This window comes from Micromonospora sp. SCSIO 07396 (assembly GCF_053667945.1).
In genome coordinates this window covers 5,579,112-5,599,597 of sequence record NZ_CM132210.1, presented here as the reverse complement: position 1 = coordinate 5,599,597, position 20,486 = coordinate 5,579,112, and the positions used below count along the sequence as shown (strand labels likewise).

The 20,486-nt window shown below is 73.5% G+C and carries 22 protein-coding genes; 12 read left to right on the top strand and 10 right to left on the bottom strand.

Features of this window, described 5'->3' with window-relative positions; all coding sequences use genetic code 11:
- Nucleotides 1–162 precede the first annotated feature (162 nt).
- A complete protein-coding gene (locus tag ACWCHM_RS24190; RefSeq protein ID WP_007455245.1) occupies nt 163–330 on the top strand; it encodes a DUF3117 domain-containing protein in 168 nt (55 codons plus the stop codon).
- A 143-nt stretch (nt 331–473) separates the two neighbouring features.
- Entirely contained in the window at nt 474–1,943 is a 1,470-nt protein-coding gene (locus ACWCHM_RS24185) for a leucyl aminopeptidase family protein (RefSeq protein ID WP_281900730.1), read from the top strand.
- Between the two features lie 78 nt (nt 1,944–2,021).
- Here ACWCHM_RS24185 and ACWCHM_RS24180 read toward each other — a convergent pair whose 3' ends face one another.
- A complete protein-coding gene (locus ACWCHM_RS24180; protein ID WP_239486455.1) occupies nt 2,022–2,630 on the bottom strand; it encodes an O-methyltransferase in 609 nt (202 codons plus the stop codon).
- 279 nt (nt 2,631–2,909) lie between these two features.
- Between ACWCHM_RS24180 and ACWCHM_RS24175 the strand changes: the two genes are divergently transcribed.
- Nucleotides 2,910–4,259: a S1C family serine protease gene (locus ACWCHM_RS24175; protein WP_204961952.1), complete on the top strand. Its 1,350-nt coding sequence runs from the start codon at nt 2,910–2,912 to the stop codon at nt 4,257–4,259.
- A 73-nt stretch (nt 4,260–4,332) separates the two neighbouring features.
- Nucleotides 4,333–4,761 carry a Sec-independent protein translocase family protein gene (locus ACWCHM_RS24170; RefSeq protein WP_204961905.1) on the top strand — a complete coding sequence of 143 codons (429 nt, stop codon included), beginning with the start codon at nt 4,333–4,335 and terminating at the stop codon, nt 4,759–4,761.
- Between the two features lie 23 nt (nt 4,762–4,784).
- Here the strand turns inward: ACWCHM_RS24170 and ACWCHM_RS24165 are convergent, their stop codons facing one another.
- The 3 genes from ACWCHM_RS24165 to ACWCHM_RS24155 all read right to left on the bottom strand — a co-directional run bounded on the left by ACWCHM_RS24165 (nt 4,785) and on the right by ACWCHM_RS24155 (nt 7,991).
- A complete protein-coding gene (locus ACWCHM_RS24165) occupies nt 4,785–5,930 on the bottom strand; it encodes a P-loop NTPase (protein WP_204961906.1) in 1,146 nt (381 codons plus the stop codon).
- Between the two features lie 134 nt (nt 5,931–6,064).
- Nucleotides 6,065–6,691: a DUF1003 domain-containing protein gene (locus tag ACWCHM_RS24160; protein WP_204961907.1), complete on the bottom strand. Its 627-nt coding sequence runs from the start codon at nt 6,689–6,691 to the stop codon at nt 6,065–6,067.
- Nucleotides 6,684–7,991, bottom strand: a complete 1,308-nt coding sequence (locus ACWCHM_RS24155) for a magnesium transporter MgtE N-terminal domain-containing protein (RefSeq protein ID WP_204961908.1) — start codon at nt 7,989–7,991, stop codon at nt 6,684–6,686. Before ACWCHM_RS24155 ends, ACWCHM_RS24160 begins: the two co-directional genes overlap by 8 nt.
- 33 nt (nt 7,992–8,024) lie before the next feature.
- On the opposite strand from ACWCHM_RS24155, the gene ACWCHM_RS24150 reads away from it, so the two are divergent.
- From ACWCHM_RS24150 to ACWCHM_RS24120, 7 genes are all read left to right on the top strand, one after another.
- Nucleotides 8,025–8,894 carry a PhzF family phenazine biosynthesis protein gene (locus ACWCHM_RS24150; protein WP_421489391.1) on the top strand — a complete coding sequence of 290 codons (870 nt, stop codon included), beginning with the start codon at nt 8,025–8,027 and terminating at the stop codon, nt 8,892–8,894.
- Between the two features lie 51 nt (nt 8,895–8,945).
- Nucleotides 8,946–9,479 (top strand): hypothetical protein, encoded by a 534-nt coding sequence (locus ACWCHM_RS24145; RefSeq protein ID WP_239486468.1) that lies wholly within the window; start codon nt 8,946–8,948, stop codon nt 9,477–9,479.
- Between the two features lie 118 nt (nt 9,480–9,597).
- On the top strand, nt 9,598–10,560 hold the full coding sequence (locus ACWCHM_RS24140) for a DMT family transporter (RefSeq protein ID WP_421489390.1): 963 nt from the start codon (nt 9,598–9,600) through the stop codon (nt 10,558–10,560).
- Nucleotides 10,561–10,663: 103 nt separating this feature from the next.
- Complete coding sequence (locus ACWCHM_RS24135; protein WP_454219934.1) at nt 10,664–11,323, top strand: hypothetical protein; 660 nt, start codon at nt 10,664–10,666, stop codon at nt 11,321–11,323.
- Nucleotides 11,324–12,871: an amino acid permease gene (locus tag ACWCHM_RS24130; RefSeq protein WP_454219933.1), complete on the top strand. Its 1,548-nt coding sequence runs from the start codon at nt 11,324–11,326 to the stop codon at nt 12,869–12,871.
- A gap of 71 nt (nt 12,872–12,942) precedes the next feature.
- The gene (locus ACWCHM_RS24125; RefSeq protein ID WP_421489388.1) at nt 12,943–14,085 is read left to right on the top strand and encodes a helix-turn-helix domain-containing protein; all 1,143 of its coding nucleotides are present in this window, start codon (nt 12,943–12,945) and stop codon (nt 14,083–14,085) included.
- Entirely contained in the window at nt 14,082–14,651 is a 570-nt protein-coding gene (locus tag ACWCHM_RS24120) for a hypothetical protein (RefSeq protein WP_454219932.1), read from the top strand. Before ACWCHM_RS24125 ends, ACWCHM_RS24120 begins: the two co-directional genes overlap by 4 nt.
- A gap of 31 nt (nt 14,652–14,682) precedes the next feature.
- On the opposite strand, the gene ACWCHM_RS24115 is transcribed toward ACWCHM_RS24120, so the two are convergent.
- Nucleotides 14,683–15,507, bottom strand: coding sequence for an SDR family NAD(P)-dependent oxidoreductase (locus ACWCHM_RS24115; RefSeq protein ID WP_421490463.1), 825 nt, complete (start codon nt 15,505–15,507; stop codon nt 14,683–14,685).
- Between the two features lie 127 nt (nt 15,508–15,634).
- On the bottom strand, nt 15,635–16,195 hold the full coding sequence (locus ACWCHM_RS24110; protein WP_204961914.1) for a DUF4190 domain-containing protein: 561 nt from the start codon (nt 16,193–16,195) through the stop codon (nt 15,635–15,637).
- Nucleotides 16,196–16,380: 185 nt separating this feature from the next.
- Here ACWCHM_RS24110 and ACWCHM_RS24105 point away from each other — a divergent pair, with 185 nt between their 5' ends.
- A complete protein-coding gene (locus tag ACWCHM_RS24105; protein ID WP_281903257.1) occupies nt 16,381–17,217 on the top strand; it encodes an SDR family NAD(P)-dependent oxidoreductase in 837 nt (278 codons plus the stop codon).
- Here the strand turns inward: ACWCHM_RS24105 and ACWCHM_RS24100 are convergent, their stop codons facing one another.
- From ACWCHM_RS24100 to trxA, 4 genes are all read right to left on the bottom strand, one after another.
- Nucleotides 17,218–17,451 carry a DUF4190 domain-containing protein gene (locus tag ACWCHM_RS24100; RefSeq protein WP_307821489.1) on the bottom strand — a complete coding sequence of 78 codons (234 nt, stop codon included), beginning with the start codon at nt 17,449–17,451 and terminating at the stop codon, nt 17,218–17,220. It abuts the gene before it with no gap.
- Nucleotides 17,452–18,039: 588 nt separating this feature from the next.
- Nucleotides 18,040–18,447, bottom strand: coding sequence for a CoA-binding protein (locus tag ACWCHM_RS24095; RefSeq protein ID WP_281900713.1), 408 nt, complete (start codon nt 18,445–18,447; stop codon nt 18,040–18,042).
- Nucleotides 18,448–18,540: 93 nt separating this feature from the next.
- Nucleotides 18,541–19,587 carry an Rv2578c family radical SAM protein gene (locus ACWCHM_RS24090; RefSeq protein ID WP_204961918.1) on the bottom strand — a complete coding sequence of 349 codons (1,047 nt, stop codon included), beginning with the start codon at nt 19,585–19,587 and terminating at the stop codon, nt 18,541–18,543.
- Nucleotides 19,588–19,671: 84 nt separating this feature from the next.
- Nucleotides 19,672–20,034: a thioredoxin gene (gene trxA / locus ACWCHM_RS24085; protein WP_088647038.1), complete on the bottom strand. Its 363-nt coding sequence runs from the start codon at nt 20,032–20,034 to the stop codon at nt 19,672–19,674.
- Nucleotides 20,035–20,486: the final 452 nt, after the last annotated feature.

Sequence of the window (20,486 nt, the reverse complement as noted above, 5' to 3'; positions counted from 1 at the left end):
ATAAGCTAGATGCTGTTACATCAATGCTGCTCCGGTTTGGGTCCGGCGGTGTTCATCAGGGAAAATCGTGGTCGACGCCCCCGTGCACCTTGCGGGTGGTCGATACGAAGTGGCTGTGGGGCAGTACACCGACCCTGATGTATAGGTCTGAGGGGAGACAACATGGCGGCGATGAAGCCGCGGACGGGCGACGGTCCGCTGGAAGTCACCAAGGAGGGTCGGGGCATCGTCATGCGGGTCCCGCTGGAGGGCGGTGGCCGGCTCGTCGTCGAGATGACTCCCGACGAGGCCAACGCGCTCGGTGACGCGCTGAAGGCGGCTGCCGGCTGATCGGCCGACACTCCGCGCGGTGCCGCGCGGAAGGTCCCTGGTCCCTGAGTCACCGGCACCGCCGGTGACTCAGGGACTTCGTCTGTCCCCAGCGGGTCGTCGAGGTCCCGCACCGCCAACTTCTTCCGGAGGTACGGTCCAGCGTGCTCGCCATCAGTCTCGCCGCCGCCCCCGACGGGTCGGACGTCCTCGTCCTGCCCGTCCGCGCCGCCACCGACCCGGACGACGCCGCACCGGCGCTGGTCGCCACCGCGCCGCCGCCCACCGACGAGGTGCGGGCACAGGCGCGGGCGCTGCTGCCGGTCGCCCGGCTGACCGGGCGGGCGGGCGAGACGCTGACCCACCTCCGCCCCGGCGGTTCCCCGGCCCGGCTGCTGCTGCTCGGCGTGGGCGACGGCGGGGAACGGGCCTGGCGGACGGCCGGGGCCGCGCTGGCCCGTGCCGCCGTAGCTGAGACACATGTCACGTTGGCGGTGCCGGTCGACGCGTCCGCCGAGGTCGTCCGGGCTGTCGTCGAGGGGCTGCTGCTCGCCTCGTACCGGTTCCGGCTGACCGAGGCGGGGACGACGCCCGCGCTGGCCGGGGTGACCCTGCTGACCGCCACTCCTGACGCGTACACCGGGGCCGTCGAGACGGCCCGGACGACCGCCGCGATGACCCGCCTCGCCCGGGACCTGACCAACACCCCCTCGGCGGTGAAGACCCCGCAGTGGTTCGCCGCCCAGGTGGCCGAAGCCGCCGCCGACCAACCCGACCTGCACCTGCGGGTACGCGGGCCGCAGGAGCTGGCGGACGAGGGCTTCGGGGGCATCCTCGCCGTCGGCGCCGGCTCGGCCAGCGGCCCCCGCCTGGTCGAGCTGGACTGGCGGCCCGCCGACGCCCGGCAGCACGTCGTCCTGGTCGGCAAGGGGATCACCTTCGACACCGGCGGCATCTCGATCAAGCCGGTGCCGGCGATGAAGCTGATGCGCAAGGACATGGCAGGCGCGGCGGCGGTGGTCGCGGCCACCCTGGGCGCTGCGGCGCTGCGGCTGCCCGTCCGGGTCACCGCGCTGACCCCGCTGGCCGAGAACATGGTCAGCGGGTCGGCGTTCCGTCCCGGCGACATCATCCGGCACTACGACGGGACGACCAGCGAGACCACCAACTCCGACGCCGAGGGGCGGCTGGTGCTCGCCGACGCGCTCGGCTACGCGGCCCGGGAACTCCGCCCCGACCTGCTGATCGACCTGGCCACCCTGACCGGTGCGAACGCGGTGGCGCTGGGCAAGCGGACCGGCGCACTGTACAGCGACAACGACGAGCTGGCCGCCGCCGTGCTGGCCGCCGTGGCCGACGCGGGCGAGGCGGCCTGGCGGATGCCGCTGCCCGCCGACTACCTCGAACACCTCGGCAGCGACCTGGCCGACCGGCACAGCTCCCCGGACCGGGGGGCCGGTTCGGTGATGGCCGCGCTCTACCTGCGCGAGTTCACCGGGGAGTTACGGGACCGCTGGCTGCACATCGACATGTCCGCGCCGTCCTGGGCCGACGGCGACGACGCGGAGCTGACCCGGGGCGCGACCGGCTGGGGCGTGCGGGGCCTGCTGCGCTGGCTGGCGACGCTGGACTGAGCCGTCGCCGGGCCGGGTGCCCGCGCCCCGCGTCCCGGCCCCGGTCGGCACCCGGCCGTGGTCAGTGTCCGGCCGTGGTCAGCACTTGACTGCGGCCAGCAGGCCGTGGCCGACCGGGAGCAGGGCCGGGATCCACTGCTCGGCCTCCCGGATCGCCTTGACCGTCTCCCGCATGGTCACCGTCTCGGCGTCCCGGGCGGCCGGGTCACCGATCCGGCCACCGGCGAAACCGCCGTTGAGGGCGAGCACCCCGCCGGGGCGCAGCAGCCGCAGGGCGGCGTCGACGTACGCGGCCGAGCCGGTCGACTCACCGTCGACGAAGATCAGGTCGTACGCGCCGTCGGCGAGCCGGGGCAGCACGTCCAGCGCCCGGCCGGTGATGATCCGGGTACGGCCGGACGGGAAACCCGCCTCGACGAAGATCCGCCTGGCGATCCGCTGGTGCTCGACCTCGACGTCGATGGTGGTGAGCACCCCGTCGGCGCGCATCCCGCGCAACAGCCACACCCCGCTGACCCCGGTGCCGGTGCCGATCTCCACCACCGCGCGGGCGTTACCGGCGGCGGCGAGCAGGCGCAGCGCCGCCCCGGCCCCGGGGGTGACCGCGTCGAGGCCGACCTCCCGGGCGAGGCTCCGGGCGGTGGCCAGCACGATGTCCTCTCCGACGTACGACTCGGCGAACTGCAACGACTGCGCCGTCGGGCTGCCGGAACTGGCGACCGTGGCGATGGGACACCTCCGGGCGGTGGTGCGGGGAGCGGGTGGGCGCTATGAGCCTAGAGGCGAGGCTCCTTCGGCGCAGCCGCGAGTCCACCCGTGCCGGTCCGGGCGGCGCGGCGGCGGGTACGGCACCGGTCCGGGCGGACAAGAGCTGACTCCGTCCGGCGCATCCGTGCAATCCTGGACGGGGTGCCCCCTGCGCCGTGACCGCCACCCCCGGTCGTGGCCCGGGGCACCGGGGGACGACTGGGAGGCACCGACGTGACCGACGGCTGGGACTGGCGAGCGCCCGGCGGGACTCCGGGTTCGGCGGGGCCGCCGCCCGGTCCGCCGCAGACGGCCCCGACGACGCCGTACGGCGGGTCGGCTGCACCGTACGGCGGGTCGACGTCGCCCTGGTGGTCCGACGCACTCGCCGACCCCTGGCGGGACCCGTACGCCCCGGCGGCGGTCGTGCTGCCCGGCGCACCGGCCACCGGTGCCGCGCCGGAGCCGGTCACCGATCCGGATGCGCCCGGCCGGCCACGGCTGCGCCAACTGCTGCTCGTCCCGCTGATCGTGGCGTTGCTCGCCGGCACCCTGGGTGGCGCCCTCGGCTACGCCTTCGCGGTGCGCGGTGGTGTCGGCGGCGGGGTCACCCTGGGGGCCGGCCCGGCCGAGGGTCCCGCGCTGGCCCAGCGTCGCCCGGACTCGCTGGCCGGGGTCGCCGGCCGGGTCCTGCCCAGCGTGGTGACGATCCGGGTGGCCGGCCCGGTCGGCACCAGCGAGGGGTCCGGGTTCATCGTCAGCACCGACGGCTACGTCGTCACCAACGACCACGTGGTCGCCGACGGCACCGGCCGGGCGTCGGTGACCTTCAACGACGGCAGCAGCTCCCCGGCGACGGTGGTCGGCCAGGATCCGGAGTCGGACATCGCGGTGATCAAGGTGAACCGTACGGGGCTGCGGCCGATCGAGTTCGGTGACTCCGACGCGCTCGCGGTGGGGGACCCGGTGCTGGCCATCGGTTCGCCGCTGTCCCTGGCGAACACGGTCACCGCCGGCATCATCAGCGCGCTGGACCGCACCATGCAGGCGGGGGAGCCGGGCGGGCCGGTCCGCTACTACGCGGCGATCCAGACCGACGCGGCGGTCAACCACGGCAACTCCGGTGGCCCGCTCGTCGACTCCGCCGGCCGGGTGATCGGGGTGAACTCGACGATCAAGTCGCTGGTGGCGGAGGGGCAGGAGGCGGGGAACATCGGGCTCGCCTTCGCCATCCCGATCAACCAGGCGAAGCGGATCACCCAGGACATCATCGGCACGGGCAAGGCCCGGCGTACCGTGATCGGGGCCCAGGTCGCCGGGACCGGGACGGCCACCCGGGCCGGCGTCGGGGTCCGCCTGGCGGCCGTGGAACCGGCCGGTCCGGCGGCCGGGGCGGGACTGAAGACCGGCGACGTCGTGCTCAGGCTCAACGGTCGGCCGATCAACGATCCGACCGATCTGATCGCCCTGGTCCGCAAGTTCGCCCCCGGGTCGGTGGTGACGGTGGAGTACCGGCGCGGGTCGACCCGGCAGAACGCCTCGGTGACGCTCGCCGCGGACGCCAAGTGAGGTCCCTTCACCCCCTCCCGTACCGGGGCCTGACGTGCGTAGGCTTGGGTCGACGTGACGAGGAGGCCCTGCGGTGCTCGACAACCTGAACTGGTGGGAGATCGGCGTCCTGCTGCTCCTGGCACTGCTGATCTTCGGTGACCGGCTGCCCAACGTCATCAGCGACGGTCTGCGGATGGTGCGCAACCTGCGCGCGATGGCCCGCAACGCGACCGGCGACCTGAGTCGTGAGCTGGGCACCGACATCCAGCTGGAGGACCTCCACCCGAAGGCGTTCATCCGCAAGCACCTGCTCAGCGAGGAGGACGAGCAGGCGATCCGCAAGCCCCTCCAGGGTGTCTACGACGACCTGCGGGCGGACGTCACCGGGGTGCACGAGGAACTCAAGGGCGTCGCCGACCGGATCGACCCGAGGGCCGCCGCCCGTAAGAGCACCGCGACGAGCACCGCCGCTCCTACGCCCGCGCCGGCCCCCCGCCCCAGCTACGACGACGCCACCTGAGCGGCGGCCCGCCCGGGACGCGGTCAGCGCCCGGCGGGCTTGAGACCCAGCGACTTGCCGAGCAGCGACTCGCGGCGTACCGCCAGCCGGTCGGCCACCTGGTGCAGCGCCTTCGCGGCGGGCGCGTCCGGCGCGGCCAGCACGATCGGGGTGCCGGCGTCGCCGCCCTCACGGACCCGGCTGTCCATCGGGATCTGGCCCAGCAACGGCACCTGCGCGCCGATCGTCCGGGTCAGCGACTCGGCCACGGCCGCGCCGCCACCTGACCCGAAGACCTCCATCCGGGTCCCGTCCGGCAGCTCCAGCCAGGACATGTTCTCGATGACGCCGACGATCCGCTGGTGGGTCTGCAACGAGATCGCGCCGGCCCGCTCGGCGACCTCGGCCGCCGCGGCCTGCGGGGTGGTCACCACCAGGATCTCGGCGTTGGGCAGCAGTTGGGCGACCGAGATGGCGATGTCGCCGGTGCCCGGTGGCAGGTCGAGCAGCAGGACGTCCAGCTCACCCCAGTAGACGTCGCCGAGGAACTGCTGCAACGCCCGGTGCAGCATCGGGCCGCGCCACACCACCGCCGAGTTGCCCGGGGTGAACATGCCGATCGAGATGACCTTCACGCCGTTCGCCTGCGGCGGCATGATCATGTCTTCCACCCGGGTGGGCTTGCCGTCCGCGCCGAGCATCCGGGGCACCGAGTGGCCGTAGATGTCGGCGTCGACCACACCGACGGACAGGCCCCGGGCGGCCAGCGCGGCGGCCAGGTTGACCGTGACGCTGGACTTGCCGACGCCGCCCTTGCCGCTGGCCACCGCGTAGACCCGGGTACGGGAGCCGGGCTGGGCGAACGGGATCACCGCCTCGTCGGTGGCACCGCCGCGCAGCTTGCCCTGCAACTCCTGCCGTTGCTCCGGGCTCATCACCCCGAAGTCGATCTCCACACCGCTCACCCCGGGCACCGCGCCGACGGCGGCGGTGATGTCCCCGCGCAGCTTGTCCTTCAGCGGACAGCCGGCCACGGTGAGCAGCAGCCCGACCCGGACCACGCCGTCCTCGCCGATCTCGGCGGAGCGGACCATGCCGAGGTCGGTGATGGGCCGACGGATCTCCGGGTCGTTGACGGTGGCCAGCGCGGCCTGGATCGCGTCGGAGATGGTGCTGACGGGAGCTGACATGCGGGCAATGCTACGTCGGCGGCGCGGGGCGTCCGACAACAGCGGGGCCGGGTGTGAGCGAATCGATCGGCCGGCCGGGGTCAGCCCGCCCTCCCGGACAAAGCCGGACGATCAGGTACGAGATTCCGGCCCGCTCAGCTCTCCGGGCGGAGACCGTCGCGGGCGTAGTCGCCGTCGAGATCGTCGCGCGGCTCGTCGAGCGGCGGCTCACCCCCGCCGGAGCGGCCCTCACCGCGCCCCACCGGCCGTTCCGGCTGCCGCAACTCCCGCTTCTGCCGCCGCTGCGCCGCCGCGTCCAGTTCCTCGGCCAGCCGGGCCAGCTCCGAGCGGAGGAAGTCCCGGGTCGCCACCTCACCCAGGGCGATCCGTAGCGCGGCCACCTCCCGGGCCAGGTACTCGGTATCCGCCTTCTGCATGGTCGCCCGGCGACGGTCCTCCTCCAGCGCCACCCGGTCCCGGTCGGTCTGCCGGTTCTGCGCGAGCAGGATCAGCGGGGCCGCGTACGACGCCTGCAACGACAGCACCAGGGTCAGGAACGTGAACGTGTACGGGTCGAAGCGCAGGTCGGCCGGGGCCAGGGTGTTCCAACCGAACCACAGCGCGATCACCACCGTCATGTAGACGATGAAGTTCGCCGTGCCCATGCCCCGGGCGATCCCCTCCGACCAGCGGCCGAACGCCTCCGGGTCGAACCGGGGCAGCTTGACGCCCCGGGGCTCGCGCGGCTGGTCCAGCCGCTCGGTCCGCCGCTGGTCAGCCATCGGTGCCACCGCCTACCGGTGTCGTGGGCGGCTCCGGGGCATCGTCCGCGCCCGGGGTGGACACCGCGTCGCGGTCCCGCCAGTCCCGGGGCAGCGAGTGGTCCAGCACGTCGTCGACGGTGACCGCGCCGACCAGCCGGTTGTTCCGGTCGACCACCGGCATCGCGACCAGGTCGTAGGTGGCCATCCGACGGGTTATCTCCGGCAGCGGGGTGGTCGGGCGCAGCGGGTCGATGTCGTTTATCACCACCCCGCCGAGCAGGTCGGCCGGGGGTTCGCGCAGCAGCCGCTGGAAGTGCACGATGCCCAGGTAGCGGCCGGTCGGGGTGGTCATCGGGGCGCGGGTCACGAAGACCTGCGCGGCGATCGCCGGGGAGAGTTGCTCCTCCCTGATCCGGGCCAGCGCCTCGGCGACCGTGGCGTCCGGCGGCAGGATCACCGGCTCGGAGGTCATCACGCTGCCGGCCGTCCCGGAGGTGTATTTCAGCAGTTGGCGGACCGGGTCGGCCTCGTCCGGCTCCATCAGGTCCAGCAGCACGTCCTGCTCCGGCGGGGGCAGCTCGTTGAGCAGGTCGGCGGCGTCGTCCGGGTCCATCTCCTCCAGCACGTCGGCGGCCCGTTCCCGGTCCAGCGCGGCGAGGATCTCCACCTGGTCGCGTTCGGGCAGCTCGCTGAGCACGTCGGCGAGGCGTTCGTCGTCGAGGGCCGCCGCGACCTCGTTGCGCCGGGCGTCGGGCAGGTCCTGGAGCGCGTTGGCCAGGTCGGCGGGGCGCATGTCCTCCAGCACGGCCAGCAGGTTGGCGGTGCCCCGGTTGTCGGCGATGCCGCTCAGCCCGCGTACCCGGTCCCAGTCCACCTGGTGCAGGTGGCCACGGCGGGTCAACCGGCTGGTCTGCTCGCGGACGGCGACCCGGGACAACGACCACTCGCCGCCCCGGCTGCACTCCATCGCCACGTCCACCACCGCGCCGGGCTGGCCGCCCGGGTCGAGCTGCACCCGCCGGTCCAGCAACTCCTGCAGGACGAGCAGCTCGTTGGGGCGTTTGGAGAAGCGGCGCAGGTTGAGGGTGCCGCTGCCGAGGACGACCGCGTCGGGGTCGATGGAGGTGATCCGGTTGATGGACAGGAAGATCCGGCGGCGCATCGGCATCTCGGCCACCAGACCCACCACCTCGGGTGGACGCTGGGTCGGCCGGATCCGGGCGACGGCGTCGCGGACCCGCCCCACCTGGTCGCCGTTCGGGTCGAAGACGGCGACTCCGGCGAGTCGAGCGATGTAGACCCGGTTCGGCGTGCTCACGGCCACCAGCCTAAGCGCCTAGTGTTTACCACCATGTCGACCCTGGCCTACGAGATCGTGGACGTCTTCACCGACCGCCCGTTCGCCGGCAACCCCCTGGCCGTGGTGTTCGGCGCCGAAGCGCTGGCCACCGAGCAGATGCAGGTGCTGGCGGTGGAGTTCAACCTCTCGGAGACGGTGTTCGTGCTGCCGCCGACCCAGGTGGGCGCCACCTACCGGGCCCGGATCTTCACCCCGACCGGGGAACTGCCCTTCGCCGGTCACCCCAGCGTCGGCGCGGCGGTCGCCGCCAGCCGTCGTGGCCTGTTCCCCGCCGGACCGGTCAGCCAGGAGTGTCACGCCGGGGTGCTGCCGGTCGAGGTGACCGCGACCGGTGCCACGCTGACCGGCGGCACCCCCACCCTCGGGCCGGAACTCGACCCGGAACCGCTGCTGGAGATGGCCGGGCTCGCCGCCGCCGACCACGCCGGCCCGGCCCCCCGGGTGGCCGGCTGTGGGCTGGAGTTCCCCTACCTGCCGGTGCACCCCGACGCGGTGGCCCGCGCCCGGGTCAACCTGGCGGCGGCCGAGCGGTACGGGGTGGAGCACGTCAGCGTCTTCTCCTGGGACGCCGACACGCGCACCGCCCACGCCCGGGTCTTCGTGCCGGGGCTCGGCGTGTCCGAGGACCCGGCCACCGGTTCGGCCGCCCTGGGGCTGGGGGTGTGGCTGGTGGCCAGCGGTCTGCTCCCCGGCACCGGCCGCAGCGGGTACGCCGTCCGGCAGGGCGCGGAGATCGGCCGTCCGTCGGCCCTGGACTGCACGGTGACCGCCGAGGACGCGACGGCGGTCGGCGCGACGGTGACCGGCCAGGTGATGCCGGTCGCCCGGGGCGAGATCCTGGTGCCGCCCTTCGTCGGGTGACCGGGCACCGTCGGGGCCGGTGACGGCGCTCGGGTGCCGGACGGGTGGAAGCTGCGAGAGGATGCGGGTGTGACGGACGAGGTGGACGCCTCCCGGTCGACGCCACTGGTCGACGAGGCGGTCAAGAAGGCGGCGGTGGCCTGGGTGGGGGTCGGTGACGGGCCGGCGGTCGCGCTGTGGTGCGTACCCCTGGAGGGGTCGTTGTTCGTGGTCAGCGGGCCGGGGGAGCAGACCGCGCCGGGGCTGGCCGACGCCGCCACGGCCCGGGTGACCCTGCGCGGCGACCACGGCGGGCGCATCGTGACCTGGCCGGCGCGGGTGATCCGGCTGGCCCCGGGCAGCCCGGAGTGGGAGACCTCCGCGCCGTTGGTGGCGGCGAAGCGGCTCAACGCCTCCGGTCCGACCGCCGACCTGGTGGCCCGCTGGGCGGCCGACGGTTGCGCGCTGACCCGGCTCGTCCCGGACGGCACGCCGGACGCCGGGGACGCCCTGCCGGACACCTCGCTGGCCGCCGAGCCCCGGGGCGCGGCGGTGGTCCGGGCCACCCGCAAGCCGTTCCGCCTGCACCGGGTTCGCCGCCGCTGACCCACCGGCCGTCGCCGCCGGGCACCGCTGACCAGCGCTCCGGGGCACCGCCCGGCAGGGTCGACCCGCCGCCCGGCGTGCACCCGACCCGTCGCCGCCCGTGTGAGGATGACCCACCGTGTCCTCCGCCGCACCGCCGCCGCGTCCGCCCGTCGATCCGCTCACCGTCGGCGTCCTCGTGCTCGCCGTCGCCTCGGTCTCGTCGTCGGCCCCGCTGATCGCGTTCGCGGCGGCACCGGCGCTGGCCGTGGCGTGCTGGCGCAACCTGCTCGCGGTCACCGTGCTCGCCCCGTTCACGGTGGCCCGTCGCCGGGCCGAACTGCGGGCCCTGACCGTGGGGGCGGGTCGCCGGGAGGGCTGGTACTGCGTGCTGTCCGGGGTGGCGCTGGCCGCGCACTTCGCCACCTGGATGCCGAGCGCCCAGCTCACCTCCGTGGCGGCGGCCACCGCGCTGGGCGCCACCCAACCGGTCTGGCAGGGGCTGATCGCCCGCTGGCAGGGCCGGCGGCTGTCGTACCCCGTCTGGGTCGGCATCGGGGTGGCGGTGACCGGTGCGGTGCTGGCCACCGGCGCGGACGTCGGCGTCTCCGGCCGGGCCTTCGCCGGTGACCTGCTGGCGGTGGTCGGCGGGATGTTCGCCGCCGTCTACACCGCGTTCGGCGAACGCGCCCGCGCCACCATCAGCACCGCCACCTACACCACCATCTGCTACGGGGTGTGCGCGGCGATCCTGCTGGTCGGCTGCCTGGTCGGCGGGGTACGGCTGCACGGGTACGGCACCAGCACCTGGCTGGCGATCGTCGGGCTGGTGGTGGGGGCCCAACTGCTCGGCCACTCGATGTTCAACCACGCGCTGCGCCGGGTGTCGGCGACCACCATCAGCGTGCTGATCCTGCTGGAGGCCCCCGGTGCGGCGCTGATCGCCTGGGCGTGGCTGGGGCAGCTGCCCCGCCCGTACGCGCTGCCCGGGTTGGCGCTGCTGCTCGCCGGGGTGGTCGTGGTGGTGCTCGGCGGTGCCCGTACGGGTCGGCGGGCCATCCCGGCCACGCTGCCCGCCACCGCCGTCCCGCCGGCACCCTGACCACCCGGTCCGGCTGCCCGCCCGCGATCCGTTCGCCGCGATTCCGCCGGAACGGCGGGCACGGGTCCCGTCCGCACGTGAGAGTGCGGGGGGAGGTGGGGCGATGGCGGGGCGCAGCGCGGACGACGACCGCAGCGGCACCGTGGTCACCCCGTCGGCCGAGTTCCCGCCGCTCACGCCGGCGGAGGTGGACGCCCTGCGCCGGGTCGGCGCGCACTGGCGGGTCGGTGCGCCGCCCGCCCTGCCGGTCGACCCGACCCTGGACCGCTACCGCAACCACCCCGCCCCGGGCCGGCTCAGCCGGCTGGCCCCGATCGCGCTGTTCCGGCCGGCACCGGGGGCACCGGCCGGCCGGGACGGGCTGGTCGCCGCCGAACGGGCCGACCAGCCGGACTCGCCCCTGGGCCGGCGGCTCGGCCGGGTCCGCCGGGTGCTCCTCGGCCCACCACTGGCCAGCGCCGCCGTGCTGCACGAGCGGATGCGCAAACTGGTGGCGCTGCCGGTGCTCTCCTCCGACCTGCTCAGCTCGGTCGCGTACGGGCCGGAGGCGTTGCTGACCGTGCTGGTGCTGGCCGGCAGCGGGGCACTGGGCCTGGCCCTGCCCCTGTCGGCCGGGCTGGTGCTGCTGATGGTCGCCGTCGGGATCTCGTACCGGCAGACCATCCCGGCGTACCCGCACGGGGCCGGGTCGTACCTGGTGGCGGGGGACAACCTGGGGGTCAGGGCGGGGCTGACCGCCGCCGCCGGGCTGATGCTCGACTAAGTGCTGACCGTGTCGGTGTCGATCGCGGCGGGCGTGCACGCGATCACCTCGGCGCTGCCGGGGCTGACGCCGTTCGCCGTGCCGCTCGGGGTGCTGGTGATCCTGCTGCTGCTCGCCGGCAACCTGCGCGGGGTACGCGCCGCCGGCAACCTGTTCGTCCTGCCGACGTACGCCTTCGTGGCCGCCGTGCTGGGGTTGCTCGTGGTCGGCTACCTGCGGGCGGCGGGCCGGGGTTTCGCGCCGGTGGCCCCGCCGGTGGTGCCGGCGACCCAGGGGCTGGGGCTGCTGCTGGTGCTGCGGGCGTTCGCCTCCGGGGCGGTGTCGATGACCGGCATCGAGGCCGTCTCCAATGCGGTGCCCGCGTTCCGTACGCCGGAGTGGCGCAACGCGCGCACCACGCTGGCCTGGATGGTGGCGATGCTGGTGGTCCTGTTCGCCGGGCTGACCCTGCTGATCCACCTGGCCGGGCTGGTGCCCCGACCGGGCGAGACGCTGCTGTCCCAGCTCGCCCGGGTGACCTTTCCCACCGGCCCGTGGTACGCCGTCGTCCAGGTGACCACCGCGCTGATCCTGCTGCTCGCCGCGAACACCGCGTTCAACGACTTTCCCCGGCTGCTGTTCTTCATGGCCCGCGCCGGTCACGCGCCCCGCCGCTTCCTGCACCTGGGCGACCGGTTGGCGTTCGGCAACGGCCTGGTCGCGCTGGCCGCGACCGCGGTCGTGGTGTTCGTCGCGTTCGGCGGGCACACCGAGAAACTGATCCCGTTGTACGCGGTGGGGGTGTTCCTCGCCTTCACCCTGTCGCAGAGCGGCATGGTGGTGCACTGGCGGCGGCACCGGGGCGGTGGCTGGCGGCGGCGGGCGCTGGTCAACGGGGTGGGCGCGGTGCTGTCCGGGCTGGTGCTGCTGACCGCGGCGGTGGCGAAGTTCACCGAGGGTGCCTGGGTGGTGGTGGTCGCCGTACCGCTGCTGGTGCTGCTCTTCGCCCGGATCCACCGGCACTACCGCACCCTGCACGCCGCCCTGGCCCTGCGCCCGCCACCTGCCGACCCCGTCCCGCCGGCCGCCGCCCGCGGACCCGCCGCCGGGCCGTCCGGCGCACCGGCGGGCCGGTCCGTCGAGGGCGAGGAGGTGCCGCAGGAACTGCGTCACCTGGTGGTGGTCCCGGTGGTACGCCTCAACCGCGCCTCGATGCGGGCCCTGGCGTACGCGGTGTCGCTGGGCCGACCGACGCTGGCGGTGCACCTCGCCCCGGAGGACGCCGAGGCGGACCGGTTCCGGGAGCAGTGGCGGGCCTGGGGGGACCACGTCCGGCTGGAGACGATCGTCTCGCCGTACCGGGCGGTGGTCGGGCCGCTGGCGCACTACCTGGAGGCGTTGCACGCCGCCGCGCCGGATCTGGTGCTGACCGTGGTGGTGCCGGAGGTGGTGCTGCGCCGGCCGTGGCACCGCCTGCTGCACAGCCGTACCGGCCAGCGGCTGCGCCGGGCGCTGCGCGCCCTGCCCGGTGTGGTGGTCACCACCGTCCCCGTCCACGTGCTTGAGTGAAGGCGGCAAGACGACCGGCGATTCGACCGATGGTGTCCTGTGTCACAGTTCGGGTGTGCGAGAATCGCACGGTGGCTGACATCGACGCGCGGACGCTGGGGGAGCGCATCCGGGATGCGCGTAAGCGTGCAGGCCTCAGTCAAGAGGACCTCGGGCACGCGGTAGGCATCGAACGAACGGTCATGAACAAGATCGAGAGTGGCATACGCAAGGTCACCGCGCTCGAACTGGCGGACATCGCCGGGGCGATCGGTGTACGCATGTCCACGTTCTTCGAGGAGCCTGTCCCCGCGCTCGTCGCCCATCGGTCCAGTCAGGGGCTGGACACCGCAGACTCGCAGGTCGACACCCTGCTGACCACGTTCGCCAGCGAGGTCGCATTCGTCGCGTCGTTGGGCGTCGACGAACTGGGGCTCGACGGTGCCGAGGCGGTCACCCAGGCCGGTATCACGACACCGTCGACCAATGCCGAGGCCGAGGCGTTCGCGGCGCAGGCGCGTGGCCTGCTGGCCTGCTCGGCAACGGAACCGATCAGTCGGTTCGTCGAACGGGTCGCCGCCGTCGGGCTCCTGGCGTTCTCTCGCGACATCGGCAAGGACACGGCGGACGCCGGGTCGGTCCTGCTGCCCCGGGGCGGTGTGTGCCTCGTCAACAGCCATATGAAGGTCGGTCGTAGGAGACTCGCCCTCGCGCACGAACTCGGTCACTATCTCATCGCGGACACTTACACCGTCGACTGGCGGGTGGCCGACCATTCCGATCAGGTGGTCCCCCTGGAGTCACGCCTCGACCGCTTCGCCCGCGCGTTTCTGCTACCCGAGGCCGCGATCACCCCGCAGTGGCAGGAAAAGGCGTCCCGGTCCGGGGAACGCGCTGCGGCGATTTACCTCGCGAGTGCCTACCGGGTCGACATGGCCACCCTCGCGACCCGCCTGAAGGAACTGGGCCTGGCCGACGCCGAGCGGGTGGCCGCGGTACGCCGATACCGTACGACCCAGACCGACATCGTGGAGATGGGTCTCAACGTCCCCCCGGAGGAACTGGCGGGAACGACGGTCCCTCGCCCGTTCGCCCGCGCGGTGCTGCGGCTGGTACGGGACGAGCGGATCAGCCGCGAACGTGCCCTGGACCTACTACAGGGCACGTTCGACGAGGCGGACCTGCCGCAGGTCCGGCAGCGACGGGCCGACGAGATCTGGCGTTTCGTGTCGTGACGGTTCCCGAGAACGCCCTGGTCTTCGACACCGGGCCGCTGCGTCATTTCGCTCAGCAGGGATGGTTGGGGGTCCTGCGTTTTCTCGCCGAGGACCGCCCTGTCTACGTCCCCGACAGCGTGGAGCGTGAACTCCAGCGTGCCGTCGAGCAGGTGCCGGCCGCCCGCGCGGTGCTCGACGCAGACTGGATCAAGGTCCACCGGTCGACCGATGTCGGTTTCGCCGAAGCCTTCGCCCACTATGCCGATCGGTTGGTGGTCGACGGCAGGAACATCGGCGAGTGCGGGGTGCTCGCCATGGGCCAGGTCTACAAGTGCGAGGTGGTGCTGGACGATGCCACGCCGCGCCACATCGCCGAGGAAAAGGGCATCCGGGTCACGGCGACTGTCCCGCTGCTGTGCCAGGCGGTCCGCACGAAAATGCTCGCCGTGAAAACGGTGGAGGAGTTGGTCGACCGGCTTCTGGAAGGCGAGTACTTCCTACCGTTCGGTGTCGGTGGGTTCCGTCGCCATGTTCTGGAGAACGGACTGCTTGAATACGACGAACTGTCTCCCCCGGCGTCATGATCGCAGGCGTGGGTGGCCGTTGCCGCCGCGGTCAGGTGTCGAGGCCGACGGCGGCGGCGCTGGCGGTCCAGAGGCGCGCGGCCAGCGCCGGGTCGGCGGCACGCGGCCAGGGCCGGCGCAGTCGCCGGTCGGCGTAGTAACCGCCGTCGACCAGCCGGGACGCGGGCTGGTTGGCCAGCCAGACCAGCGTCTCCGCGCCCTTCTCCGGGCTGCGGAACGGCATCACCCGCATGCCGAGGGCGACCAGCCGGCTGTCCGCGCCGAACCGGGTCCGCACCACCCCCGGGTGGAACGAGTACGCCGGCACGTCGGGCCAGCGCCGGGCGGCCTCGGCGGCGAACAGGATGTTGGCCTGCTTGCTGGTGCCGTACGCGCGCATCGGCCGGTACCGGCGCAGCGCGGCGTTGAGGTCGTCCGGGTCGAGGGTCCCGCTGCGGTGCGCGCCGGAGGCGGTCACCACCAGCCGGCCGACCCGGTCGACGAGCAGGTTGCTCAGCAGGAACGGGGCCAGGTGGTTGGCCTGGATCGACAGCTCGAACCCGTCGACCGTGGTGAGCGGCTCCAACACGATCGCCCCGGCGTTGTTCGCCAGCACGTCGATCCGGTCGTACGTCGCCCGTAGCCGCTCGGCGAGCCCGCGTACGTCGTCGAGCACGGCGAAGTCGGCGCGGAACAGTTCGGGGCGTTCGCCGGACGCCTCGCGTACCCGGTCACCGGCGGCCTGGAGGCGGGCCGGGTCCCGGCCGACGAGCGCCACCCGGTCGCCGCGCCGGGCCAGCGCCACCGCGGCGGCCAGGCCGATGCCCGAACTGGCCCCGGTCACCACCACGGTCCGCCGCCCGGTGGCATCTTCCACAGGTCCATTCACCCCGGTCACGGCACGAGGTTACCGTGGAGTCACCACGCCCACCGGGCCGTACGGGTTCTCGTCACGTGCGGGTGACCGGGTGGGCCGCCCAGGGTGCCCGGGGCGGCCCCACCGCTCAGTACGAGGTGCCGTACCCGGTCGTCGACTCCTGGTTGGCCAGCCAGACGAAGAAGACCACGATGGCGATGGTGGCCAGCACCGCGATGACGGTGGAGATCCACCCGACGATGATGCCGGCGGTGGCGAAGCCCGCACCGCCCTCCCCCCGCTCCCGGATCTGCCGCCGGGCCACGTGGCCGAGGATCGCGCCGATGAGGCCGATGTAGCCGCCGAGTCCGTAACCGCACAGCCCGATCGCGCCGATGATCGAGACGATCATCGAGGCGATCGCGAGGCCGTTCTGCGGCGGCGGAGGCTGGTAGCCGCCGTAACCGGCGTACCCCATCGGCTGCGGGTAGCCGGGCTGCGGGTAGGCGGCAGCGGCGGCGTACGGGTCGACCGGGGCGGCCTGGGCGGGGATGCCCGGCGCGCCCGCGTACGGGTCGGCCGGGGCGTACGGGTCCTTCCCGACCGGTGGGGCGGAGATCGGCGGGCCACTGGCCGGCAGTGTCGGGTCGGGCTGCTGGGCCGACCAGGCCGGGTCCGACCAGCCGTCGGAGGGCGGGGGGTAGGTCATCTGATCTTCTCCGTCGCATGTAGGTGCGCCGTCAGGGTAGCCAGGACCGCACAGTGGTGGGGTCGGCCCCGTGGTGGCTCGTTGCCCGCGTCCGGTCGAGCGGGCAGGATGCCGGCATGGCTATCGACGCGCGTGGGGCCGACCGATCCGGCAGCCGACCGAGGCGGGACGTGAGCCGCCCCGGCCTGGCCCGGCGCACCCGTGCCACCACCGGCGGCAGCCAACCCGGCCAGGACGAGCCGGTGCCGCTGCCGGACCCGGTGACCATGCGGCTGGACGGCCGGGTCGCCCTGGTCACGGGTGCGGGCAGCGCCGACGGCATCGGGTACGCCACCGCCCGCCGCCTGGCCGACCTGGGCGCCCGGGTGGCGATCGTCTCCACCACCCGGCGTATCCACGAGCGGGCCGGTGAGCTGGGCGTGACCGGGTTCGTCGCCGACCTGACCGACGAGTCCGAGGTCGGCGCGCTCGCCGACGCGGTCGCCGAGCAGCTCGGCGACGTCGAGGTGTTGGTCAACAACGCGGGCCTGGCCAGCCGGGCCAGCCCCGAGGTGCTCCGCCCGGTGGCCCAGCTCAGCTACGACGAGTGGCGCGGCGAGATCGACCGGAACCTGACCACCGCGTTCCTGTGCAGCCGGGCCTTCATCAGCGGGATGGCCGAGCGGGGCTGGGGGCGGATCGTCAACCTCTCGGCGACCGCCGGCCCGGTCAACGCCCTGCCCACCGAGGCGGCGTACGCGGCGGCCAAGGCGGGGGTGGTCGGGCTGACCCGGGCCCTGGCGATGGAGATGATCGCCGACGGGGTGACGGTGAACGCGGTGGCCCCCGGCACCATCTACACGGCGGCCTCGACGATGGCGGAGCTCAAGCAGGGGCTCGGCACCCCGGTCGGCCGCCCCGGCACCCCCGACGAGGTGGCTGCCGCGATCAGCTTCCTCTGCTCGCCCGCGGCGTCGTACATCACCGGGCAGATGCTGGTGGTCGACGGTGGCAACAGCGTCCGGGAGGCGCAGTTCCGCTGATCAGTAGCCGGTGCCGGTGCTGCTGCCGACGCCGGCCACCACGACCAGGGCGAGCCAGCCGCAGCAGACGAGCACCCCGATCGCGGTGAACGCGTAACTGAGGACCAGCCCCCAGGTGGCGAGCTGGTCGCCGTCCTCGCCGGTCCGCCGGATCTGCCGTTTCGCCAGGTGGCCGAGGACGATGCCGGCCGGGGCGAAGACGAAGGCGAACACCAGGGACAGGATCGCCGGCACGTTGGTCCCGCCACCACCGGGTGGTCCGTACGGCCCGGGTGGCGGGTGGCCCCACTGCTGTCCGCCCGGCGGCTGCCCCCACGGCGGTGGCTGTTCCCCAGCGGACGGCTGTTCCCAGGCTGCTGGCCCGCCCGGCGGCGTGACCGCCGGCTGCTCGCCCGACGGTGGCCGGCTCCAGCCGGGCGACCCGGACGGTGGGGCCGACCCGCCCGGCTCGCCGCCGCCCGGGAACTCACCGATGCGACCCGGCTCCGGCGGCCGGGCCGGGGCCGACGGCTCGGAGGGCGCGGACGGCTGCGCCCAGGGGGACGGCTCGGCAGGTGGGGCCCACGCTGACGGCTCGGGCCCGCTCGGGCTCCACGGTCCGTCCGGCGGGGTGGGCGCGGGCGGGGAGGCCGGTTCGTCGGACGGACGTCGGGGCGGCTCGTACGGTGACGGCGGCTGCTCCGGCTCCCCCGGTGGCGTACTCACGGTGCCCGCCCTCCGCCGCAGGTCAGTGGCCTCTCTACGGCGGACGCTACCGGCTGGCGGCGCGGCTTTTCACCCGGTTGACGCCACGTCACCTCGTCGGGGCGGGTGGGGGACCGGTCAGGGCAGCCGGGAGAGGTCGGCGGCGGCCCGCTCGATGATCAGGCAGCGGTCTTCGACGTAGTCCATGCCGGCCGCCTCGGCGATCCGCCGCGCCTCGGCGGAGACGATGCCGAGCTGGAGCCAGACCGCCGGTGCGCCGATGGTCGCCGCCTGCCGTACCACCTCGACGGCGTCCCGGGCCGGGCGGAAGACGTTCACCAGGTCCACCGGGTGCGGAATGTCGGCGAGCGACGGGTAGGCCCGCTCACCGAACAACTCGTCCACGGTCGGGTTGACCGGAATGATCCGCCAGCCGTACCGCTGCATCTGTGCCGGCACCCGGTGTGCGGCCTTGCCCGGGTCGCGGGAAGCGCCCACGACGGCGATCACGGCGGAGTCGGCGAGGAGCTGCTGTGCGGTCCGCATCCGCCGAGCCTAGCCCGATTCCGGGCGGGTGGGACCGGCCCGGCCGCCGGGGCACGGCTCTGCTTGCCCGTCGCGCGCGCTCGACGGGCCTGCTCAGAGCAGGGCGAGCTGTTCGGGGGCGGGTGCGGACGGTGGGGCCGGCACCCGATGGCTGTCGCCGCGCTCGCTCCGGTGCAGGCCGTGCCGGCGGGCCGCGATCCGCACCCGGGCGGTCAACTCCCGCTGGTACGCCTGCGGCGGGTAGGCCCCGGCGCGGTAGAGCTCGCGGTAGCGGGGGACCAGGTGCGGGAACTCCCGGCCCAACCAGTGCGCGTACCACTGGCGGGCACCGGGGCGCAGGTGCAGGGCCAGCGGCGTGACACCGGTGGCGCCGGCGGCGGCGATGGCCGCGAGGGTGGCGTCGATCGACGCGTCGTCGTCGCTGAGGCCGGGCAGGATCGGCGCCATCAGCACCCCCACCTCGAAGCCGGCGTCGGTGAGCCGGCGGACCGCGTCGAGCCGGCGACGCGGGCTCGGGGTGCCGGGCTCCACCGCCCGCCACAGGGTCTCGTCGACGAAGCCCACCGAGAACGACAGGCTGACCCGGGTGACCTCGGCGGCCTGGCACAGCAGCGGCAGGTCACGCAGGATCAGGGTGCCCTTGGTGAGGATCGAGAACGGGTTGGCGAAGTCCCGCAGCGCCGTGATGATCGGCGGCAGCAGCCGGTAGCGGCCCTCGGCGCGCTGGTAGCAGTCGACGTTGGTGCCCATCGCGATCGGTGCGCCCCGCCACCGCGCGGCGGCCAACTCGCGCCGGACCAGCTCCCCGGCGTTGACCTTGACGACCACCTTGCGGTCGAAGTCCGCGCCCGCGTCGAGGTCGAGGTAGGTGTGCGAGTTGCGGGCGAAGCAGTAGACGCAGGCGTGGGTGCAGCCCCGGTACGGATTGATCGTCCAGCTGAACGGCACCCGCGACCCGGTCGGCACCCGGTTGATGATCGACTTGGCCTGCACCTCGTAGAAGGTCATGCCGGCGAAGTCGGGGGTGTCGAACGTGCGGGTGACCGCGCCGGGCAGCGCCAGCGGCAGGGGTGGCGTCGCTGGCGCTGCCCGGTCGGGACGCTCCTCGTCCGGGGGAGCGGAGAGGTGGTCCCAGCGCATGTCGTTATTCGAACATGTGTGCGAGCGCGACGCAAGTGAAACGCCGACGGCCGGACCGTGGGGCCCGACCGCCGGCGGCGGTGTTCAGTGCTGGTGGTTCGCCAGCTGCTTGCGGACGTCGTCCATGTCCAGGGCTTGGACCTGCTCGATCAGGTTCTCCAGGGCCGACTCGGGCAGCGCGCCGGGCTGGGCGAAGACGATCACGCCGTCCCGGATCGCCATGATCGTCGGGATCGAGCGGATGTCGAACTTGGCGCCCAGTTCCTGCTGCGCCTCGGTGTCGACCTTGCCGAAGGTGATGTCGGGGTGCTTCTCCGACGAGCGCTCGTAGACCGGGGCGAACCGCTTGCACGGGCCGCACCACTCGGCCCAGAAGTCGACCAGCACGATGCCGCTGCTCTCGGTCACCTCGTCGAAGTTGGCCGTGGTCAGCTCAACGGTTGCCATTGGACTCTCCGATCAGCGCGGATTGCTTTTTCCGTCCGGTAGAACCAGGTGGTACCCCGGCAAATTCCCGGGTGGGGCGTGCCGAAACCGGGCCGCTCCGGAGCTCCGATCATGCTCATCGAGCTGCATCTGTCGATGCGCGTGTGCGGACTGCACTTGCACGACGCATTTGCGTGACGGCCCGTGATGGGAGCGTTTCCAGGGAGATCGCCGCCCGGAGCAGCCAACATGCGCGAACTTGTCGCCTGACAAGGTACTACTTCACCTGCAGAGATCGCTCTCTCGTTGATCGTTAGTGACTCTGAGTATTGTTACGAAAAGATAAATGTGACCTCCGTCTCTGTTCGTTCATCGTCGTGGTGGGGCAGAATCTTCGACATCAGAGCGTGGGCGGCGGGTGCCGGGGAGGGCCCCGCCGCTCATTGCGTCTCCCCCCGGATGGGCCCGGGAGT

What these genes read in the sequence shown, in the direction of transcription:
- ACWCHM_RS24190 (WP_007455245.1), top strand. Translation starts at nt 163, where the DNA reads ATGGCGGCGATGAAGCCGCGGACGGGCGACGGTCCGCTGGAAGTCACC.
- ACWCHM_RS24165 (WP_204961906.1), bottom strand. Translation starts at nt 5,930, where the DNA reads ATGTCAGCTCCCGTCAGCACCATCTCCGACGCGATCCAGGCCGCGCTG.
- ACWCHM_RS24160 (WP_204961907.1), bottom strand. Translation starts at nt 6,691, where the DNA reads ATGGCTGACCAGCGGCGGACCGAGCGGCTGGACCAGCCGCGCGAGCCC.
- ACWCHM_RS24150 (WP_421489391.1), top strand. Translation starts at nt 8,025, where the DNA reads ATGTCGACCCTGGCCTACGAGATCGTGGACGTCTTCACCGACCGCCCG.
- ACWCHM_RS24135 (WP_454219934.1), top strand. Translation starts at nt 10,664, where the DNA reads ATGGCGGGGCGCAGCGCGGACGACGACCGCAGCGGCACCGTGGTCACC.
- ACWCHM_RS24110 (WP_204961914.1), bottom strand. Translation starts at nt 16,195, where the DNA reads ATGACCTACCCCCCGCCCTCCGACGGCTGGTCGGACCCGGCCTGGTCG.
- ACWCHM_RS24095 (WP_281900713.1), bottom strand. Translation starts at nt 18,447, where the DNA reads ATGCGGACCGCACAGCAGCTCCTCGCCGACTCCGCCGTGATCGCCGTC.
- ACWCHM_RS24090 (WP_204961918.1), bottom strand. Translation starts at nt 19,587, where the DNA reads ATGCGCTGGGACCACCTCTCCGCTCCCCCGGACGAGGAGCGTCCCGAC.
- trxA (WP_088647038.1), bottom strand. Translation starts at nt 20,034, where the DNA reads ATGGCAACCGTTGAGCTGACCACGGCCAACTTCGACGAGGTGACCGAG.